Origin of the sequence: Echinicola marina (assembly GCF_020463795.1) — a bacterium.
GTDB classification, from domain to species: domain Bacteria; phylum Bacteroidota; class Bacteroidia; order Cytophagales; family Cyclobacteriaceae; genus Echinicola; species Echinicola marina.
In genome coordinates this window covers 1,166,226-1,182,962 of sequence record NZ_CP080025.1, presented here as the reverse complement: position 1 = coordinate 1,182,962, position 16,737 = coordinate 1,166,226, and the positions used below count along the sequence as shown (strand labels likewise).

The 16,737-nt window shown below is 45.7% G+C and carries 18 protein-coding genes; 1 reads left to right on the top strand and 17 read right to left on the bottom strand.

Annotated features, from left to right (window positions below):
- Nucleotides 1–87: 87 nt before the first annotated feature.
- From KZP23_RS04845 to KZP23_RS04835, 3 genes are read right to left on the bottom strand one after another with little or no spacing between them, the layout of a single operon-like run.
- On the bottom strand, nt 88–1,896 hold the full coding sequence (locus tag KZP23_RS04845; protein ID WP_226334979.1) for a P-loop NTPase fold protein: 1,809 nt from the start codon (nt 1,894–1,896) through the stop codon (nt 88–90).
- 26 nt (nt 1,897–1,922) lie between these two features.
- Entirely contained in the window at nt 1,923–2,819 is an 897-nt protein-coding gene (locus KZP23_RS04840; protein WP_226334978.1) for a hypothetical protein, read from the bottom strand.
- Between the two features lie 2 nt (nt 2,820–2,821).
- Nucleotides 2,822–3,079 carry a hypothetical protein gene (locus KZP23_RS04835; RefSeq protein WP_226334977.1) on the bottom strand — a complete coding sequence of 86 codons (258 nt, stop codon included), beginning with the start codon at nt 3,077–3,079 and terminating at the stop codon, nt 2,822–2,824.
- Between the two features lie 320 nt (nt 3,080–3,399).
- Between KZP23_RS04835 and KZP23_RS04830 the strand changes: the two genes are divergently transcribed.
- Nucleotides 3,400–4,143, top strand: a complete 744-nt coding sequence (locus KZP23_RS04830; RefSeq protein WP_226334976.1) for an HNH endonuclease — start codon at nt 3,400–3,402, stop codon at nt 4,141–4,143.
- Nucleotides 4,144–4,224: 81 nt separating this feature from the next.
- Here the strand turns inward: KZP23_RS04830 and KZP23_RS04825 are convergent, their stop codons facing one another.
- From KZP23_RS04825 to KZP23_RS04760, 14 genes are all read right to left on the bottom strand, one after another.
- Nucleotides 4,225–5,385: a hypothetical protein gene (locus KZP23_RS04825; protein ID WP_226334975.1), complete on the bottom strand. Its 1,161-nt coding sequence runs from the start codon at nt 5,383–5,385 to the stop codon at nt 4,225–4,227.
- 335 nt (nt 5,386–5,720) lie between these two features.
- Nucleotides 5,721–6,527, bottom strand: a complete 807-nt coding sequence (locus KZP23_RS04820) for a hypothetical protein (protein ID WP_226334974.1) — start codon at nt 6,525–6,527, stop codon at nt 5,721–5,723.
- A 317-nt stretch (nt 6,528–6,844) separates the two neighbouring features.
- Nucleotides 6,845–7,603, bottom strand: coding sequence for a hypothetical protein (locus KZP23_RS04815; protein WP_226334973.1), 759 nt, complete (start codon nt 7,601–7,603; stop codon nt 6,845–6,847).
- A gap of 12 nt (nt 7,604–7,615) precedes the next feature.
- Complete coding sequence (traN, locus tag KZP23_RS04810; RefSeq protein WP_226334972.1) at nt 7,616–8,452, bottom strand: conjugative transposon protein TraN; 837 nt, start codon at nt 8,450–8,452, stop codon at nt 7,616–7,618.
- A gap of 11 nt (nt 8,453–8,463) precedes the next feature.
- Entirely contained in the window at nt 8,464–9,708 is a 1,245-nt protein-coding gene (traM, locus tag KZP23_RS04805) for a conjugative transposon protein TraM (protein WP_226334971.1), read from the bottom strand.
- The gene (locus tag KZP23_RS04800; RefSeq protein ID WP_226334970.1) at nt 9,698–9,958 is read right to left on the bottom strand and encodes a hypothetical protein; all 261 of its coding nucleotides are present in this window, start codon (nt 9,956–9,958) and stop codon (nt 9,698–9,700) included. Before KZP23_RS04800 ends, traM begins: the two co-directional genes overlap by 11 nt.
- The gene (traK, locus tag KZP23_RS04795; protein WP_226334969.1) at nt 9,955–10,572 is read right to left on the bottom strand and encodes a conjugative transposon protein TraK; all 618 of its coding nucleotides are present in this window, start codon (nt 10,570–10,572) and stop codon (nt 9,955–9,957) included. Before traK ends, KZP23_RS04800 begins: the two co-directional genes overlap by 4 nt.
- A gap of 3 nt (nt 10,573–10,575) precedes the next feature.
- Complete coding sequence (traJ, locus tag KZP23_RS04790) at nt 10,576–11,553, bottom strand: conjugative transposon protein TraJ (protein ID WP_226334968.1); 978 nt, start codon at nt 11,551–11,553, stop codon at nt 10,576–10,578.
- The gene (locus KZP23_RS04785; RefSeq protein ID WP_226334967.1) at nt 11,550–12,188 is read right to left on the bottom strand and encodes a TerB family tellurite resistance protein; all 639 of its coding nucleotides are present in this window, start codon (nt 12,186–12,188) and stop codon (nt 11,550–11,552) included. Before KZP23_RS04785 ends, traJ begins: the two co-directional genes overlap by 4 nt.
- Nucleotides 12,175–12,822, bottom strand: a complete 648-nt coding sequence (locus KZP23_RS04780; RefSeq protein ID WP_226334966.1) for a hypothetical protein — start codon at nt 12,820–12,822, stop codon at nt 12,175–12,177. Before KZP23_RS04780 ends, KZP23_RS04785 begins: the two co-directional genes overlap by 14 nt.
- Complete coding sequence (locus KZP23_RS04775) at nt 12,812–13,498, bottom strand: conjugal transfer protein TraI (protein ID WP_226334965.1); 687 nt, start codon at nt 13,496–13,498, stop codon at nt 12,812–12,814. Before KZP23_RS04775 ends, KZP23_RS04780 begins: the two co-directional genes overlap by 11 nt.
- A gap of 3 nt (nt 13,499–13,501) precedes the next feature.
- The gene (locus KZP23_RS04770) at nt 13,502–15,964 is read right to left on the bottom strand and encodes a TraG family conjugative transposon ATPase (RefSeq protein ID WP_226334964.1); all 2,463 of its coding nucleotides are present in this window, start codon (nt 15,962–15,964) and stop codon (nt 13,502–13,504) included.
- Nucleotides 15,961–16,281, bottom strand: a complete 321-nt coding sequence (locus KZP23_RS04765) for a DUF4133 domain-containing protein (RefSeq protein ID WP_226334963.1) — start codon at nt 16,279–16,281, stop codon at nt 15,961–15,963. Before KZP23_RS04765 ends, KZP23_RS04770 begins: the two co-directional genes overlap by 4 nt.
- Complete coding sequence (locus KZP23_RS04760; RefSeq protein ID WP_226334962.1) at nt 16,278–16,730, bottom strand: hypothetical protein; 453 nt, start codon at nt 16,728–16,730, stop codon at nt 16,278–16,280. Before KZP23_RS04760 ends, KZP23_RS04765 begins: the two co-directional genes overlap by 4 nt.
- Between the last annotated feature and the right edge of the window lie 7 nt (nt 16,731–16,737).

Sequence of the window (16,737 nt, the reverse complement as noted above, 5' to 3'; positions counted from 1 at the left end):
GAAGACAATCCTGCAGCAAGGATAGCAGCGGCATCCCCCGGAGATCCGGGGATATAGCGGATAGCCTGACCCGTAGGGGCTGCCCTCTTAATCTCCCAATTTTGCAATACCGTGATCCAACTCTTCTATCAATTCATTCAGATTAAATTTTCTCAAGGGTTTGATCTCTTTGTCCATTGAAACTTTTAGAAAATCCTTCAACTCGGTCAAAAATGATTGTTCTTCCGACAAGAAGTCTTTTATGGCACCCGGGGAATATCTTTTTTTCATAAGCTGACGCAAGACCCTTATGGTACTCCCCGATGCTTTGAGTATAGCTTCTCCAAATTCTGTGGGGTTGGTGAAGCGAAAAATAAAAGGATCGAATCGGTATTTCTCAAAATAAGTGTTGAGCTCGTTTTCATCCATATTTAAAAGTTTATTTCCCCATGTCTTTGATTTCTCTACCATTTCATTTCCAAAAATCTTATTGTGCATTTTTTCTACCTCCTTTTTCATTTCCTCTACTCGCGTATCCTCATTGGTGAAGTGCAAAAGATTTTCCAACAAGTAGTCATTAGTTTTGGAATGATCAGCTGCCAATTCCAACCCTTTTATTAGACCTATTTTTATCTCTTCTTCAGAATGGCCCACCAGTCCATTATCACTAAAAAAATGGAAAAACAGCGTGATTTGGGGATATTGATAAATCGTGTATTTTCCTTTTAAAGCATTTTCCCAAAGTACCTTAACCCATTTTTGAAATTCCTTGTCATCCAGATCCCTGAATTGAAAACGCAGTAACTTTTCAAACCCTATTTCATGGGGCTTCTTTTTCGGGGGAATTCTTCCTTTAATTTCTTTTATAAGATCTTCTTTATCAAAGTACCCCGTCAGGATAAACTTAAAAATAGACGGATAGAAGTGATACCACCTGGCGTTTTGATGAATATATTTTTCGTAAAATTCAAAACTATAGTCTTTTTTCTCCTGTTCCCCCCCATTACTTTTATCATAGGCCTGTTTTCGAAAGCCATATTCAAAGCTGATTTTATCCAAGCCCCTTGTTTCTTTAAAGTCCTTTAACCCACCGTTTTTAAACTCAAATACAATTAAAGCGGCAAACAGCAAGATTTCCTGTTGGTAGTCTTTTTCCTGTATGGAAAGTACTTCCGGGGCTATTCTATCGAGAATATAGGTCCAGAACATCAATACCCTTAAGTTTTTTTCCTGGTATTCCTGCAAAAAATCCGTGATAAAGTTTTTATGCTCGTTAAGTAGTTTTTCAGAAGGGGTGTGGCCTTTTCTTGTTTGAGAAAGGATAGTAATTATTTCAGGTATATCCACTTCAAATCCCAACACCCTGGAAATTACCTTTTCTTTCTTCTTGTTGTATTCTTCTACCTCCGTTTGAGGTATTTCCGACTCATCGGCCATTATAATGGTTTTTAGATATTGGTGTTCCAAAAAGCGATTAATAAAGCCCAGGGATTCTGCGATGGGCAGTTTACACCGTTCCAGATCATCAAAGCAGATTACACATTTTTCCATAGGCATATGGTGTAATCCTAGCCCTTTAATGACTTCTCCCAAGCTTCGGCCAATATACTTTTCAGAGGCAACATCCAGACTATTCAAAATGGGATTAAACAATTTCTTTAAAAATTTTCCCGGCAGGCAATCCACAAAGGCAATAATAGTCTGTTGCTCCAGGTCTTTTATCGAATTGATACCGTTCAGGGAAACATATACAGGGATCAATTTATTTTTCTTCACCAAATCTGAGAGGTGATTTTTCCAAAAATGGGTTTTTCCACTTCCCCATTTGCCATTGATCAAAATTGCTCCGACCGGTCGTTCTTTTAAATATTCTGCGACAACATTACTTACGTTGCCAATTTCCAATTGATTATCCATAGTGTATGCAGGTATGCGGATCTTCTTTAAATTTTAATATTCAACCCTATCAATAATCTCCCGGAATCTGTAAAAGAATTGGTTGGATCATTCCCATGGGAATATTCCAGCCCAATACCAAGGTTACTTTTTCCGGTGGGATAGACGTTTATCCCAACCGACATCCAGTCCACGTCTCCCAGTTCGTATAGATCGTCCTTTAGTGAGAGGCGATAATTGTATTCAAAAGTGAGTTGAAGGTATTCTTTAGTTATAGCGGGGATAGGCCATAGTTCCATAAACAGGCGGTTGGACCAATAAGAGGATTCCCCTAAGGATTCCTTTGTTTCCGAATACCGTTCATATCCTGAATAAACAAAGTATCGGAATACCAGGCTACCGTTTTTTGCCCGCGCATTTCCCCCCGGCAAAAATGGCTGAGCACTGAAAAGGCTTAAATAAAGTTGGTAATTCATGGTATTTAAGTCATTGACCTTATCCCTTTTGTAATCCACTGATCCCTGGAACCAGGGGGCAAGATTCCACCCATCCGTCACAGGTGTTTTGTAAGGTACGGGGAAGAACTCCATGTTCACCCCGGCTGACAGGGCGTCCTTTTGGTTTTCCTCGCCAGTATTTTTGTGGTATTCCATTTTGGGATAAAACACAAGGGAGGTTTTATCGCTGAAGGAGGCATTTTTAAACACATCCCATTCGGAAACTTTAAGCCCCATATCAACGGTCCAAAAATTGACGTTGTTTTTGGTGTCCCGGTTAAAAAAGACACTCGCCGGCTTTTGCTCTTCTTTCGATGATCCGGAGTAGGTCTTACGAAGTCCAATATTGGCTTTTTCCAGCCACTCGATAGGACCTGTTTTATCCTCTTGCTGTTGTCCCATTACCGTAAAGGGCAACAGGAAAAAAAATAGATAAAGTCTTTTCATTTCTAAATTTTTGATTCTACCAGTTTGACAAGTTGATGCACCGTGAGACCCGACTTGGTCAATTCGGGTTTAGTTATGGTCTGTTGACTGTTATGGGATTTGATCACTCCCCGCAAGGCCATGGCCAGGTAGGTCATCGCCGCTCCCTGAATCTTCAGGGGTGGTCCTGAAAGAGTATAATCCCTTTGGATTAAAACGACGTCTATTCCAGCAATAGCCCCAATAATGGTGACGACGGTATTTTTAATATCGGCTGCCATATCATTCGAGTTTAATGTTTGTGTAAATTAAAAGTAATTAAAGCCAAATAAAATACCTTTTTTAAGGTATTTTATGGTTGTATTGGAATTAATAGATTTATGGATTGATACTCTTCATAAACGCTTGAAAATAAGCGAGGATAATTGCTTACTAAGGTGATTTTGAAAAAGAGATATTTAAATTAGAAAAAATAATGAATAAAACCAATACAAGTATGTATGAAAGTCTAGCTGCGCAATGCAGGCGAAGAGCCAATATTAAAAGTGATTTGTGAGGTCATGACTTTTTTATGCATTCGAGCTATCATGTTAAACTACGAATGAAACAGAAAAGAAAGTCATATTATAATCCCGATTGGCATAAGTTTGCTAAAACAGTTCGAATTCGGGATGGAAATAAATGTTTAAAATGTCACCGGCAAGAACCTATTGTATCGCTTCAGGTTCATCATAAAATATATAAACCAGGACTTAAGCCATGGGAATATCCCCTAAGCGACTGTATAACCTTATGTAAGGGATGCCATGCCAGAGAGCATGGTATTGTCGAACCAGATAGTGGCTGGATTCTTGTTTCCATTGAAGATTTAGGAGATCTTATTGGAACCTGTGAAAGAAAAGGATGTGGTAATGATATTAGATATGAACATGTTACTTACCATCCTAAATGTGGCTACAGGTCAGTAGGAAGTACATGTGTGGAACATTTAACCAGGGAAGATCAATTCAAAAGTAAAGAAGTAATTAAACTTTTTAATAAAATCAGCGACTTTCTTTCAAAAGCCTTTTGGGAAAGACGTTTAACAAGAAAAGAGAAAGGGTATATATGTACGACTCATGCCCATCATCAGATACGAATTTACGGGAAGCGCAATTACTATTCTTTCCAAATTGTTTTAAAACGGAAAGGAGAGAAATGGTTTGATTTCCAGAATATTATAAATACAAGAAACACGAACTTAGAAAGAGTCAAAGAACTTGGGTATATAGCACTTAAGGGACTGATATCTAGTGATAAGGAAGAAAAAGACTTACTAAGGGAAGTATATAGGCGCATTAAATAAAAAAAAGCAACATTGCTGGAGCAAACACACACTCCAATGACCTGAGGCCTTACTCACTACATTACAGCTTATTGCTTGTTATCATACGTTTTTGTTTTCATCGATATAATATCTATATGTTTTTTCAATTTTAACAGTTCTAAAAGGATAATTTGCCCTTAGTAATTTTTCAAATTCCTCATTGTGTTCCCATTCAGATTCTGAATAATACCAATTTACGTCAAAATATTTTTCTGTTGGATGCTGATAAACAATCATACCGATACACTTATTTATTTTTTGGTCATATTTATTAGCTTCAGTAAAATTGATAATTACATTTTGCCAATATTCACTACGCTCGTATTCCAATGGAATGAAAACAAATCCACATTGACTATTCAAACTTGTAATACGATATGGTAATGTAAACTCCTGTGTTTTTGATTTTTCAATTGCAAGTAAATAACGTTTCTTGAATTCTCGCAAGTCGGTCCTAGTAAGTTTAGCTAACTCCCTAATTATTGCATAATAATCTAGACTATCTGGCTCAATTCTTATCTTTTCTTTAAAATTATCAATGATAAATGAAATATCAAACTCATCTTTATCATGTACTAAATTTTTCAAATTTCCCACATATTTGGGATTTAACATTGAAGTATCTAATGTTTCTAGATAATGTCCCAAAACATATTGTTCAGGAAGATTATTTAGTTCCTTTTCATTATTTAAAAAAAGTAATTCCCTAAAATCTAGATATTCCTTAATCTCAAAAGGAGTTATTAAATATTTGCAAATCCAAAGATAATCTTCAATATGGAAAAGGTGAACATTTCCGATTTCTTTGCTTTTATAAAATTTTTGAAACCTAAGTGTTTCTGGGAATTGATGGTTTGGTGCATAAATAATTAGTTTAATGGGCTCTAATTTTCTTGCTTCACTTACATTCAAAATATGTCCCTTTTCATTTGGGATAGAAATTTCCTTATATATTTCGAAATATGAAATTGTATCTTTAATCTGCTTTACAGCTTTTCGAAGCACTTTGTTTTTAAACCAATTTTCAATATTTGAATTACCAGAATCATTTCTTTCTTTTATTTGAGAAATCAAAAGTAGGTTATCTAACCAAACCACATTATCAGCTAATTCAAGTTCTTGTCCTTTTTCGTCAAATTTAAACTTAGTTGAACTGTAAGTAAATTCCTTAAAAAAGAAACTAGAATTTAGTTCTGCTATATATTTCTCTGATTCTGTCATTTTTCAAATGTGTGGTAGCGGTTTGGAGTTAAGAAAGGTGAGGCTTTTCGAAGCTTAGTTTATATCCGGCCTTTGCAAAAAGCTACGAAGAACGAAGCTTGCAAAAAACCACTCTCCGCCTTATGTTTTCTTAGGTGCTATTGGTAAATCATTTTTCTTTTTAAAAAGCCGCCCGGAACCGCCCCGGGACCTTCCACTTAGTCATGGATGTGCTATCTAATTACACCACAGTTGACTTTTCAATACCCTGAAGGTAGTCGTTAAACTACCCGCCACCTCGACCTCCCCAAATTGTTGATAATGTGAAATTTGTGGAGAGCCAGGGAGTTGCTTCGTTATGAAGGTTGTCTTTGAGCCCCTTCAAGTATTTTTAGTGTCTCTGGGTTCATCCGTTCAAAATATTCATTTCTCCATTCGATACTTTTTGAATTAATATCCTCAGAACTTTCCTTCCCGTAAATATACTTTTTCGCATTTTCTACAATTCCAAAAAGTCTCATGTTTTCTATTCTGTAGAGTCCAACTATTTGAGGTAAACCACCTGTTCTTGGGTCTTTTATGTCTTTTAAAGTTTTTGATAAACAGTGGTATACTGCTCTACTTGTTCTATAGTTGTTGTGTTTTGGATTTTCCCACTTTTCCCAAATCTTATCGAACTCTGCCTTTCCTGAACCTCCACTATACACCTTCGTTGAAATCTTCGGCAATTCTACCTCCTTGTTTTTTAAGATTTTGTCCTTTCCAAAGGTTGTCCTAAAGAGTTTGAATTCTTTTTTGAATCGTGTTGCATGAAGAATTGTAAAAGTATTATTGGCCAAAAAGTCTTTTGGATAAGTGTCTAACGAAGATTTCATGAACTCAAACACTCTTTTATTTTTCGTTTCAACTCCATCATTTGGTCCAATTAAAATTTCATTGTCAATTTGTGGTATTATTTGTCCGAGAATAGTCGAAGGAAATAGCACATCACCACAAAATCCAAAGATTTCAGGATGTTTTGATGAACCAAAAACTTTTATTCCATAGTCAAACTTTTTTGCATTCCCCCAGGTATATCTGCTATCTGAAGCGATGTAGATAGATGAAGTCTCTTTTCCATCCTTTTTGTCATCAACACCTATCCATGAAATTATTAGGGTCATTTCGTTTGTTTTTAATGTTTGCCAACTCCCAATACCAAAACAAAAATGCACATTATCAACTACAAATTCCGGGATAACGACACTTTTACTCTAAAATAAACTGTTTTCATGGCTTTTAACCAGTTTTTCGATAATAATTCAAAAAAAGCCCCCGAAGGGACTTCTTATAGCCAAAAGTCAAAACACTTACATCCTGATTTTCCTTTTAGAGGGAGGTAAATTCTCCCCTCTCCGCCGCACCCCTTTAAACAGGGCCTCTGCAAAATCCTCCTCTCTAGCAGTACCGGAAAGCAGGGGATTGGCATCGGGATCGATCTTTAGACTTTGATCCCCTTTTTCCGGACCGTCTTTTTTTTTGGACTTTGGGCCTTTTTGTTTTCCACTCCTTTTTTCTTGCCTATATCCTGGTTCTTTTCCAGTTCTTCCCGGAGGTCTTTCAGGTTGATCCGTTTGCCACTGGGCTCATACAGGCTGACGGTCTTGTACTTCGGGTTGGCGGCCACCAGGAACTTCCCTTCTTTTCCGGCGATGCTGACCTGGTGGAGGTTTCCTTTTTTTAAGGAATAAAGCAGGCGGTCTTTTGGGTCCATGCCTTCCATTTCCACGATGGGTAGTTTCCCGAGAGCCTTTTCCAGCTCAAAGCCGTACTTGTCATGGTACTGCTGCATGGGGTGCAGCCCTTTGTCATTTTTTTCGGCAAGGTCCAGTTGCAACCAGGCATTGTAGCGCTCCCCGTCTTTGTTGAAAAGGGTTTTATAAACTGAGCGCCACTCCAACAGGTTAAAAGCTTCCTTTGCGGAGATGTTCTGGTTTTGATAGAAGGTCTGGGACTGGGTTTTCCCGTCGGGTTTGGTAAGCGTGGCATCAAAGGAATTGAAATAATACTGCCCGTTCTTTTCCGATTTGCGAAAGTTCAGGCTGTAGTCCATTTTCTTTTCCCCGATGGATGCGGAATGCTGCAGTTGAAAGGCTTCCTTTCCTTCCTTGATTTGGGTTTCCAGTTCTTTACCAAGTTCTTCGCCGAACCCGGCATACTTGATCCGGTCTTTTAATTCATTGATGTGTTTTTGCTCCATAGTTATTGATTTTTAAGGATTGATAATGGGTCTTGCCTTCAACAGGTGCTTCCCCTTGATGGACAGCACCGGGCTTCGGTCACCGTTTTCTTCAAATAGGCGTACCACCATTTTCTTGGCATCGGCAATGGTAAATTGGGTGAAGGCCACGACCATGCGATTTTCGCCTTTTCCGTCCATTCCTTTTGCCTTTTCATAATGCATGCATAAAGGTGTAAGGCCCACGTGGCGCTCGGCGGTCCGCTTGACCTGCTTGCGATCCTGGACAGTAAAGCGCCATTGCTGTATGGGATAGGCTATGCGGCTGCGGTTTTTCAATTCAAGCAGGAAAAACAATACCTCCTTATGGGAGTAGATCCCCGCAAGGCGCAACTTTATTTTCCCGTTTTTATCCGAGCGGTACAGAAAGCCTTTTTCCTGAAATACCTTCCCGCTCAACCTTTCCAGCTGTTCCGGGCTGATGTCCGTATTTTCGAACACAGCCACCGCCGCTTCCACCTGCTGTTGTTTTCCGATGTCAATGGTGAGCTTGTCCGGTTTGGGATTGTAGCGCACGGTAAAAGGATAGACCTTCCCCCGGTCGGTGACCACGTGAAGGTTACTTTCAGAAAATTCCCGTTTCCCGGCCTTTAGCTTCAATACATTGGCGGCATAGGCGTCTTTTTGTGCGAGGACATTCCCGTTCCCGCGATCGGCACTTTTTATCTTTCCCGGAAAGATCAGTACGGTAGTCTGGTCCCATCCTACTTCTACCGGGTAAGGGGCAAGCACCGCTTTGGGGTGGATCTGGGCGAAGGCCAGGCTGACAAAGCACAAGGCTATTAGCGATAATAAACACAGCTTTTTCATAATGATGTTTTTTAGGGTTGAGAAGTATTCTGATCGACTAAAAGAAGAGGGTGGCCGGCTTTCACTTTGACCTTAACGAGCTTGGCCTTTTTGGAAAACAGACCTTTGACGGTCTCCATTCCTGCGGAGGCCGCCTGCGCCTGCCAGGAAGGGTCATAGCTCATGGTCTGCATACCCTGCAGGGCATCGCCGGCCCCTTCTTTGGCGGACTTTCGGGCAATGGCTCCCGGTACCCGTATTCCGGGCAGGGCATCCATGTCGTAGACTTTGAGCTTTACCGGAAGGATGGTGTGCCCGTTGCGTATGGCTTCAACTTCCACGTTAAGTCGCTCCCCGTTGACCTTGCAGGTGCCGAATACCAGGGTACCTTCCGGGATGGTAATCCCATCAATAAAGACTTTTTCGGTAAGTTCCATTTTAAGGCTTGCCCCGGATACCAGTTCCTGGTCTTCATGGACAATGGCAGGGATAGCGGGCTTTACCGTCCCGACAGCACTTGCGGGAGATTCTTCGAGTCCATAGAAGCGGTTGTTTTCCGAAGGGGTCCTTTTTCTTTCCGAAAGGGGGATTTCGTTTTCCGAAACGGTATTTTTTGTCCTATTGACCGCAAAGGTTTTTCCCTGTCTTTGGTCGCGGTAGGCTTCCAGCTTTTGGCGTACCCTTTCGGGGTGTTGCACATCAAGGATCTTTTCGAGCATTCCGTCTATTTGCTGCAGTTCCGGGTCCTGGGCTGCAGGAGCGGACATACTTTGCATCATTTGCTCCAGGCGGTCCAGGTCGGCATCCAAAGAGGGGCGCTCCGGCCGGGATATCGGAACAGCCGATGCCCTTTGCACGGGTGGTGCCGGGTGGTCCACCACTTTTTGCAGGGAGGTTAACTTCTGCTGCACTTCGGCTTCCATGACCTCCAGGGAGAGATGGTCTTGCTGAGCAGCTTCTTCTTTGGGAAGATTTTCCTGTTGCTTTTCCCGGGGTTCAATTTCTTCCGCAAAGGGGTCCAGGCGCATTTGTTCCTTGCGCAGGGCCGCTTTCTTGTCCGCCTTTTGGTACATGCTCATCTTGTCGCCCAGGGCGGTATCCTCGCTGAGCTCCGCTTCGGGAAGGGTTATGTTCAGTCCCGGGCTGCTGCTTTCTTCGACGGGACGGTCGGGATTTCCGCCGCCCAGCGCCCAAAAGGCCAGGGTGACAAAGGGCAGGGTCAGTAGTGGCAGCACCAGCATAAAGCGGCGCTTTTTCCTGAATTTTTCATCGTTCATGGTGTATGATGGTTTTGGGGTTATACTTCGGTAAACTGTCGATCAGTAGGGGGTACTCTTTGACGGGAAAGTCCACGGTATCCTTTGGGGCTTTCCATGCCTTGTACAATAGGAAAAGAATGGCCATGATTCCCACAAGGCAAAAGATGCCCAGGTACCGCTTCAGGCGCTCCGGATCGCAACGGTTCAGGCGTTTCCCCAGGTACAGGGCGAGGTACCTGCTCCATACTTTCCATTTTAGGGTATTCATCGCTTCTCCACGTTCAGGTTTTCATTGCTAAGGGTTTCCCAGCGTTCGATCAAAAAGCCGTGGGGATTTCGGTCGCTGCGGTCCACGTGGCGCAGCCGCCCTTCCGTGACCAGTCTTCGGGTAACCACCGATGTGGGGCGTATGATGCGCTGCGTGCCGTAATAAGTAAAGCGGTAGGGATGAAAATCCGTGTCTATGGCAATGCTGTCCATGTGTATGGTCTGGTTGATGTTGGCCGATACCATACGAGTGTAGTACCCGCTTTCGCGTAAGTTATCGTAAGCAGCCTTTGCCGATCCGTCGGCCATATAAAGGCTTTTGCCTACCTGCTCTTTGATATGCCGGTCGTCGGGGGATAAGGTGAAGAAGTAATGGTGGAACATCTTTACATGGTCCCGGGCTTCCACGGGGATGTTGTCCCGCCGCTGTGCGGCGAAGGCTTCTAGTGCTTTTCCCTCAGCCAGGATATATATCCTTTGCTGTGTGGATTGCACCATCCGGAAGGCCTCAAAGCTGATAAGCCCGGCAATCAGGATCGAACCGGCCATAATGCCAAAGGCAAACAGGCGGATATGCTTAAAGGCGGTGTCTATGTTCTGAAGGTTTTTAAACATAAGCTAAAGGGTGGATTTGGCGATGGTGGCAGCTACTTTGGCAGAGGCCTGTGCTCCCTGCTTCGCTATAGAGCTGGACTTTCCGAGCAGGGCATCCCTTCCTCCGGGCTGCACGATAAAGGAAGCGACATTGGGCACGGTAAAGTAGCCAATAATGGCAATGACCATAAAGACCAGGTAGCCGATGGAAGACATAAAATCGGCGTCCATCTGCATCATGTTGAGCTGTATACGGGCGATGATGGCCCCAAAGATATTGGCGACGGGCAGCCAGAGGCTCACGTTGATATAGCGGGCGAACCACGCTTTTAAGGTGTGGTGAAAGCCATCGAATACCGACAGTCCAAAGACAATGGGCCCCAAAATGGACAGGACAATAAGCTGGAATGTCCTGAGCGTATTGATACAGAGGGCGGCGGCATAGAAGAGGATCTGCAAAAGCCAGGCAACCACCTGATGGACGATATTTCCGAGGTTGAGGGTAAAGATGGAAGTGGCCAGCCGTTCCATGGCACTGACATCTTCACTGTCTTCCGGGTAGGTGTACTCGTCCTGGGTGTGGCTTCCCGGCGGGCGGATGTTCATATCATGGGCATTGGTCTGGTCGATGTGGCGTTCAATGGCCTCATAGGTACTTCCTGTCATCTCTGCGGTAGCCTCCACGACGGGGTCCATCAGCCCGTTGACCAGGGCGAGCACCATGGGGAAAAGCATAATGGCCAGTCCGATGGCAAAGGGGCGCAATAATGGGTAAACATCGATGGGCTCTGCCCGGGCGATGTGCCCCCAGATGCGGGAGGCGATGTACCACATGGCGGCAAATCCCGCCAGGGCACGGGCCATGGTGATAAGGCGTGAGGCCAGGGGCACCATCTCATCATACATCCTGTCGAGCACCCGGCGCATGCTTTCAATATCCTGCGCCTGGGAAATGGCCGGGAGTGCCCCTAATACGAAAATCAAAAGAACGGTTTTTTTCATGGCGATACCATCTCTTTAAATCGTTGGGCCTGTTGTTCCCATTGGCGGCGTTGCTTTTCCAGGGTCTCTACCCGGGTATTGATGTCGCGGACGATCCCCAATACCTCCTTCATATTGTCATATACCCTGTCAATGGCTTCGATGCGCTCGTAGTCCGACATCCTGAGCTTTCCGGAACTAATGATCATGGCCAGTTCATCGAGGTTTTGCAGGCTTTGCTTAAAGAGTCGCTGATATACCCCGGAGAGGTACAGCAGCTCATCGGCAGAAAATTCCCCGCCTGCCGCAATGGATCTGTAGGTGCTTTGGTATTCCTGAAGGATATGCTGCTGGTAGCGGATAATATCGGCAATGCGATAGTATTTCCGCACTCCGGGGCTGGCGAGCCACAGCCCATCCAAAAAAGCTTCATGGAGCTTATAGTTTCCCTCGGCAATGCCTTTGACGGCGTTGTACCCGGTGGAGAGAATTCGGTATCCCTCATACATGTCGTTGAGGATGCTTTTCAGCTGCAGGAGCTTTTCAAAGTTCAGGGCCAGTTGGACGGCTTCCTGTGCCTGTGCCCGGGAGGCCCGGGGGATAAGCAAGGCCAGGGCCAGCGCAAGGGCTAACGTCCAGTGTTTAAGGTGTTTCATGGTAGAGGGATTTTATGGTGCTTGACGATCGTTGGCTATCGTCATCCTGCCGGGACAGGAAGGCGAGCTTTAAAGTATGGCGCTTCACCTGCAGGTACAGCCGGCGGATATCCTTATGCATTTGGTTTATAATTCGAAGCCTTTCGGCGTCTTCCATCCGGTAGAAAAAAGGCTTTACGGTATTTTCTGTTTGCGTCAGTATTTTAAGGGACTGCCTCAATACCTCCCGGTAATAGGTTTCCAGTGCCTGCCTTTGACCGGGCTTAAGGGATATCCCCCGAAAGAGTGTCCTTCCCCTTTCCACTTCATAGAGGATGTATTGCTGGTATTCCAGCACTTGTGACAATCCATGGTAGCGGGATACGACAGGGCTGATCCCGTCGAGGCGGGCGAAGAAATCCCGGTGCAGGGAAAACTCCCCATCAGTAATATCTTCAACCGTCTGCCATCCGGTTTTCACAATTTGGTAGCCTTCTTTAGCTACTTCCATATAGGACTGAAGGGCAATGACCTGCTGTATCAGGTATTCCTTTTGTGTCTTTTTTTGTTTGAACCACTCTTTCCAGTTCTGGCCATACGACGGCACAGCAAGGATCAGAAGGCCTAAGGCGAGGATGTAGTGTTTACTTTTCATAGAGCTTTTTTAGGGGTTGGACCTGCGTGCGGGAGCGGTTTTCGGCTATGGAGAGGTTGCCGCGGTTAAAGCTACGCAGGGCATTGAGGTTTTCCGTTACCCTTTGGTCGGTATCGTGGATGATACGCAGGCGCTCGGCATCGTTCATCTGCACGGTAAAGGCCGTCATTACATCCAGGAGGTAATCGAGGTTTTCCAGGCTTTGCTGAAGTATTTCCGAATAGGTTGCCGCCATGGCCTGCTTTTCTTCCGGGCTGAAGGCCTCATGGGCAGAGAGCACCGGCCATACCCTGTGGTATTCCTCCACCAGTTGGGCCTGTTTTTCGGCAATGTCTTTCACACGGCGGTATTGATCCAGGGCACTCTTTACTTTCCAGAGCTCTTCGAACAGCGCATCGTATTGCTGCCGTTGTTTGTCATTCCAGCCGGAGATCTCCTTCAGGGAGAGTTTGGAAAGGGTATTTTCCAACACCTTCTGTACATTTTGCAGCCATATCGTTTTGTTCTGCAGGCGCTGCACTTTCAGGTCGATGGCTTTGATGACTTTTTTGACCCCGGCTTTGATCACTTTGATGATCACCGCCAGAGGAATGGCCTCTGCCTGTTGGTGGGGCGCCACCGAAAACAGTAACGTCAGGGAAAGGGTCAGGATGGAGATGTATTTTTTGAGTTTCATATGCTAGTTGCTTTCCTGTGCCAGGGCCGCGATGGCTTTTTTACGGTCCCCGTATTTTCGGGTCAGCCGGTCGATCTGTATTTTTTCCTTCTCTTCGGTGGTATAGGCCAGGTATTCGGCTTTACTGACCTCGGTGCGGTACACCTTGGAGAGCTGCCCGCCCAGGGAGATAAAGACTTCCTTGTACAGCCTTCCCGGTTCATTGGCCTTGTTTATACTCAATGCCAGGGCCTTTTCCTTTTCGGTCAGGCCCAATAACTCCTGGATGCGGTCGAATTTGTTCTGGTACTTGGACTGATCCAAAAGGATCTTGCAGTCCGAGTTGTTGATGATCGCCTCTTTGACGACCGGTGAGGAAATAATGTCCTCCACCTCCTGGGTGACGACGATGGCCTCCCCATAGAATTTCCGGACGGTCTTAAACAAATATTTCAGGTACTCGGCCATCCCTTCCTTGGCGATGGCCTTCCAGGCCTCTTCCACGAGGATCATCTTGCGAACACCTTTGAGCTTTCGCATCTTGGCGATGAAGATCTCCATGATAATGATGGTCACCACCGGGAACAGGATGGGATGGTCCTTGATGTTGTCCAGCTCAAAGACAATAAAGCGCTGGTTTAAGAGGTCCAGGTTCTCTGTGGCATTCAAAAGGTAATCGAACTCACCGCCTTCATAGTAGGGCCGTAGTACATACATGAAATTCTCGATGTCAAAATCCCTGTCTTTCACCCCGTCGCGTTTTAAGACATCCCGGAATTCCAGTTCGAGGTATTCATAAAAGGAATTAAAGCCCGGCGTCACTTCCCTGGAATGCGACAGATACCCGTAATATCCCGTGATCGCATTGGAAAGAGCTACATATTCGGAGCGTTTGAAAGGCTCGTCATCCTTTTTCCAAAGGGCCAAAAGGAGGGTTTTCAGGCTTTCCTTTTTCTCGGTATCGGGCATTTTGCCGTCGGGCGTCACAAAGGGGTTAAAGCGGATGGGACTATCTTCCTCATAGGTAAAATAGTATCCGTCCACCAGGTCACACAGCCCCCGGTAGGAATGGCCGACATCCACCAGCACCACATGGGTGCCCTGCTCGTAATAGTGGCGCACCATGTGGTTGGTAAAGAAGGATTTTCCGCTGCCCGAAGGCCCGAGGATAAATTTGTTGCGGTTGGTGATGTACCCCTTTTTCATGGGCTCGTCGGAGATGTCCACATTGACCGGGTTTCCGGTGATGCGGTCCCCCAGCCGTATGCCCACGGGGCTTACCGATGAACGGTAGTTGGTTTCCAGGTTCAGAAAGCAGCTGGCCGGGCCGATGAAGGTATCGAAGGTCTCATTGACGGGGAAAGCGCCCTGGTTGCCGGGAAGGCCTGCCCAAAACAGCTGCGGGGCGCCTACGGTTTCCTGTCGTGGGGTCACATCCATTTTGGAGAGGGCCGCCGAAGCTTTGTTGCGTAGTTCGGCGAGCTCTTCCCTTTTAGCGGTCCACAACATTAGGTTAAAATGCGCTTTAACCGCTTTGCGCCCCTCGGATATCGCTTCATTTAAAAAGGCAGCCGTGGCATCTTTGGCGATGGCATTTTCCCGTGAATAGGCCGCCAGGCTTTCCAGCCTAAGGCGTTTGGCTTCCAGTTTTTTTATGGTTTTTTGGTGGTCCTCGATAAAGAGGTACTGGTTATAGATATGGTTACAGGGAAGCATGGCTCCTACGGGCACGGCATAGCCACAACGAAAGTCCGTTTTGTCGGTGGCGTATTTTTCCAGTCTTCCGTCGGGCAGGACACTTCCCGGCAAATCTTCCACATCCGCCAGGGAATACAGCTGGACATATTTATCCCCGATCTGCCACTCCGGTTTAAAGCGGATGTCCATCAGTCGGGGTTTTCCGGCGTTTTTCAGGAAAAGGTAGTTTTCCAATACCCCCGAACGGTGGGAGGTGCCGCATATATCCTCAGCGGAAAGAGGTATTAAGGACATCCCGCCGTCTTCAAGGATCTGGCGAAACTGCCCTAAGGTATCCTCAAAGTCCTCGCGGGCCTTTTCCGATACCGCTTCGGGCGGCACCAGGGAAGACCGCAAGAGGTTGGACACTGCCGAGGTGCCCATAGGTTTGTCCAGGGGGCGCTGGGTAATGAAGATATGGCAGCGGTGATCCAAAAAGGGACGTTCGTGGAAAAAGCGCTCACTGCTTTGCGAGAGAAAGGACTGGTCCAAAGTAAAGGTTGCCTGGTGCCCTTCCCGGGTAAACCGGTCCTGCTTATGAAAGATGCTGTTTACCGGCAAAATGCGGATGGCCTTTACCCAGGTGTGGTGCAGGGCCAGGTAATCTTCACCGGAAAGGGTAAAGATTTCCGGGAGGGTGATGGAAAAGCCCGCCGTGATGTCCCCCTGCCGGGAGATGATGCGATCCTTTTCCACTTTAAACAGGGGAAAGTTGTCCTTCAGGTCGATATGGCGGTCGCTAAAGATCATGTATGGTCTTTAAGGGTTAGGAAAGGTTTTCTGCTGCGGCAACGGACACTTTGGGGCACCTGCCGGTAGGCGGTGGCCTTCATCAGCCCGTGCTGCCCGTATTTACCGGAATAGTGAAAGACCCCGTAAAAGAGGGCCCCGCCCAAAACAAGGGCGCCCCCCAGGCAAAGGTATTTGGAGAGGCCCAGCATGTAGGCCACGGCAAAAAGGACCAGCAGTACCACCAGCCCCACGGCGAGGTAGGCGATATACTGGGCTTTGAGCCCTTTAAACACCAGGGGCGCATTGATCCCTTTGTTGATCGTGTAGGGATTCATAGTTTCTGTCCTTTGGCGTTTTGGGTTTTCTGCTGCCGCCGGTTTTGGGCGACGTGTTCCAGAAGACCGGTCTTCTCCAAGGGAGTGATGTTGGCTATCCTTTTTTCCTGCATGGGGTACCCCTTTTGGAAGTAATCGTCGGCCATCCCGTATTTACGGGCCATGCCCACCGGGTCCAGGTGCAGCTCGTGGGGGATCTCCACCATGACCACATCTTTGGGGACGTGGATCATCTCCTGTGAAGCGTAGAAGAGCTCCTGTCTTCGGGAACGGAAGAAAAACAAATAATTCTCCCCGTTTTCACTCATGACCATCTGGTCAAACTTCAGATTTTTCCACGGTTCCTTTTTATTGCGGAGCTCCTGGAGCTTTATGTCGATGGTATAGGTGTGCCCGGCGATGTCTATTTCGGGCAAGATTCCGGCTATGCGTTTTTCCAATGCATTCATACAAGAA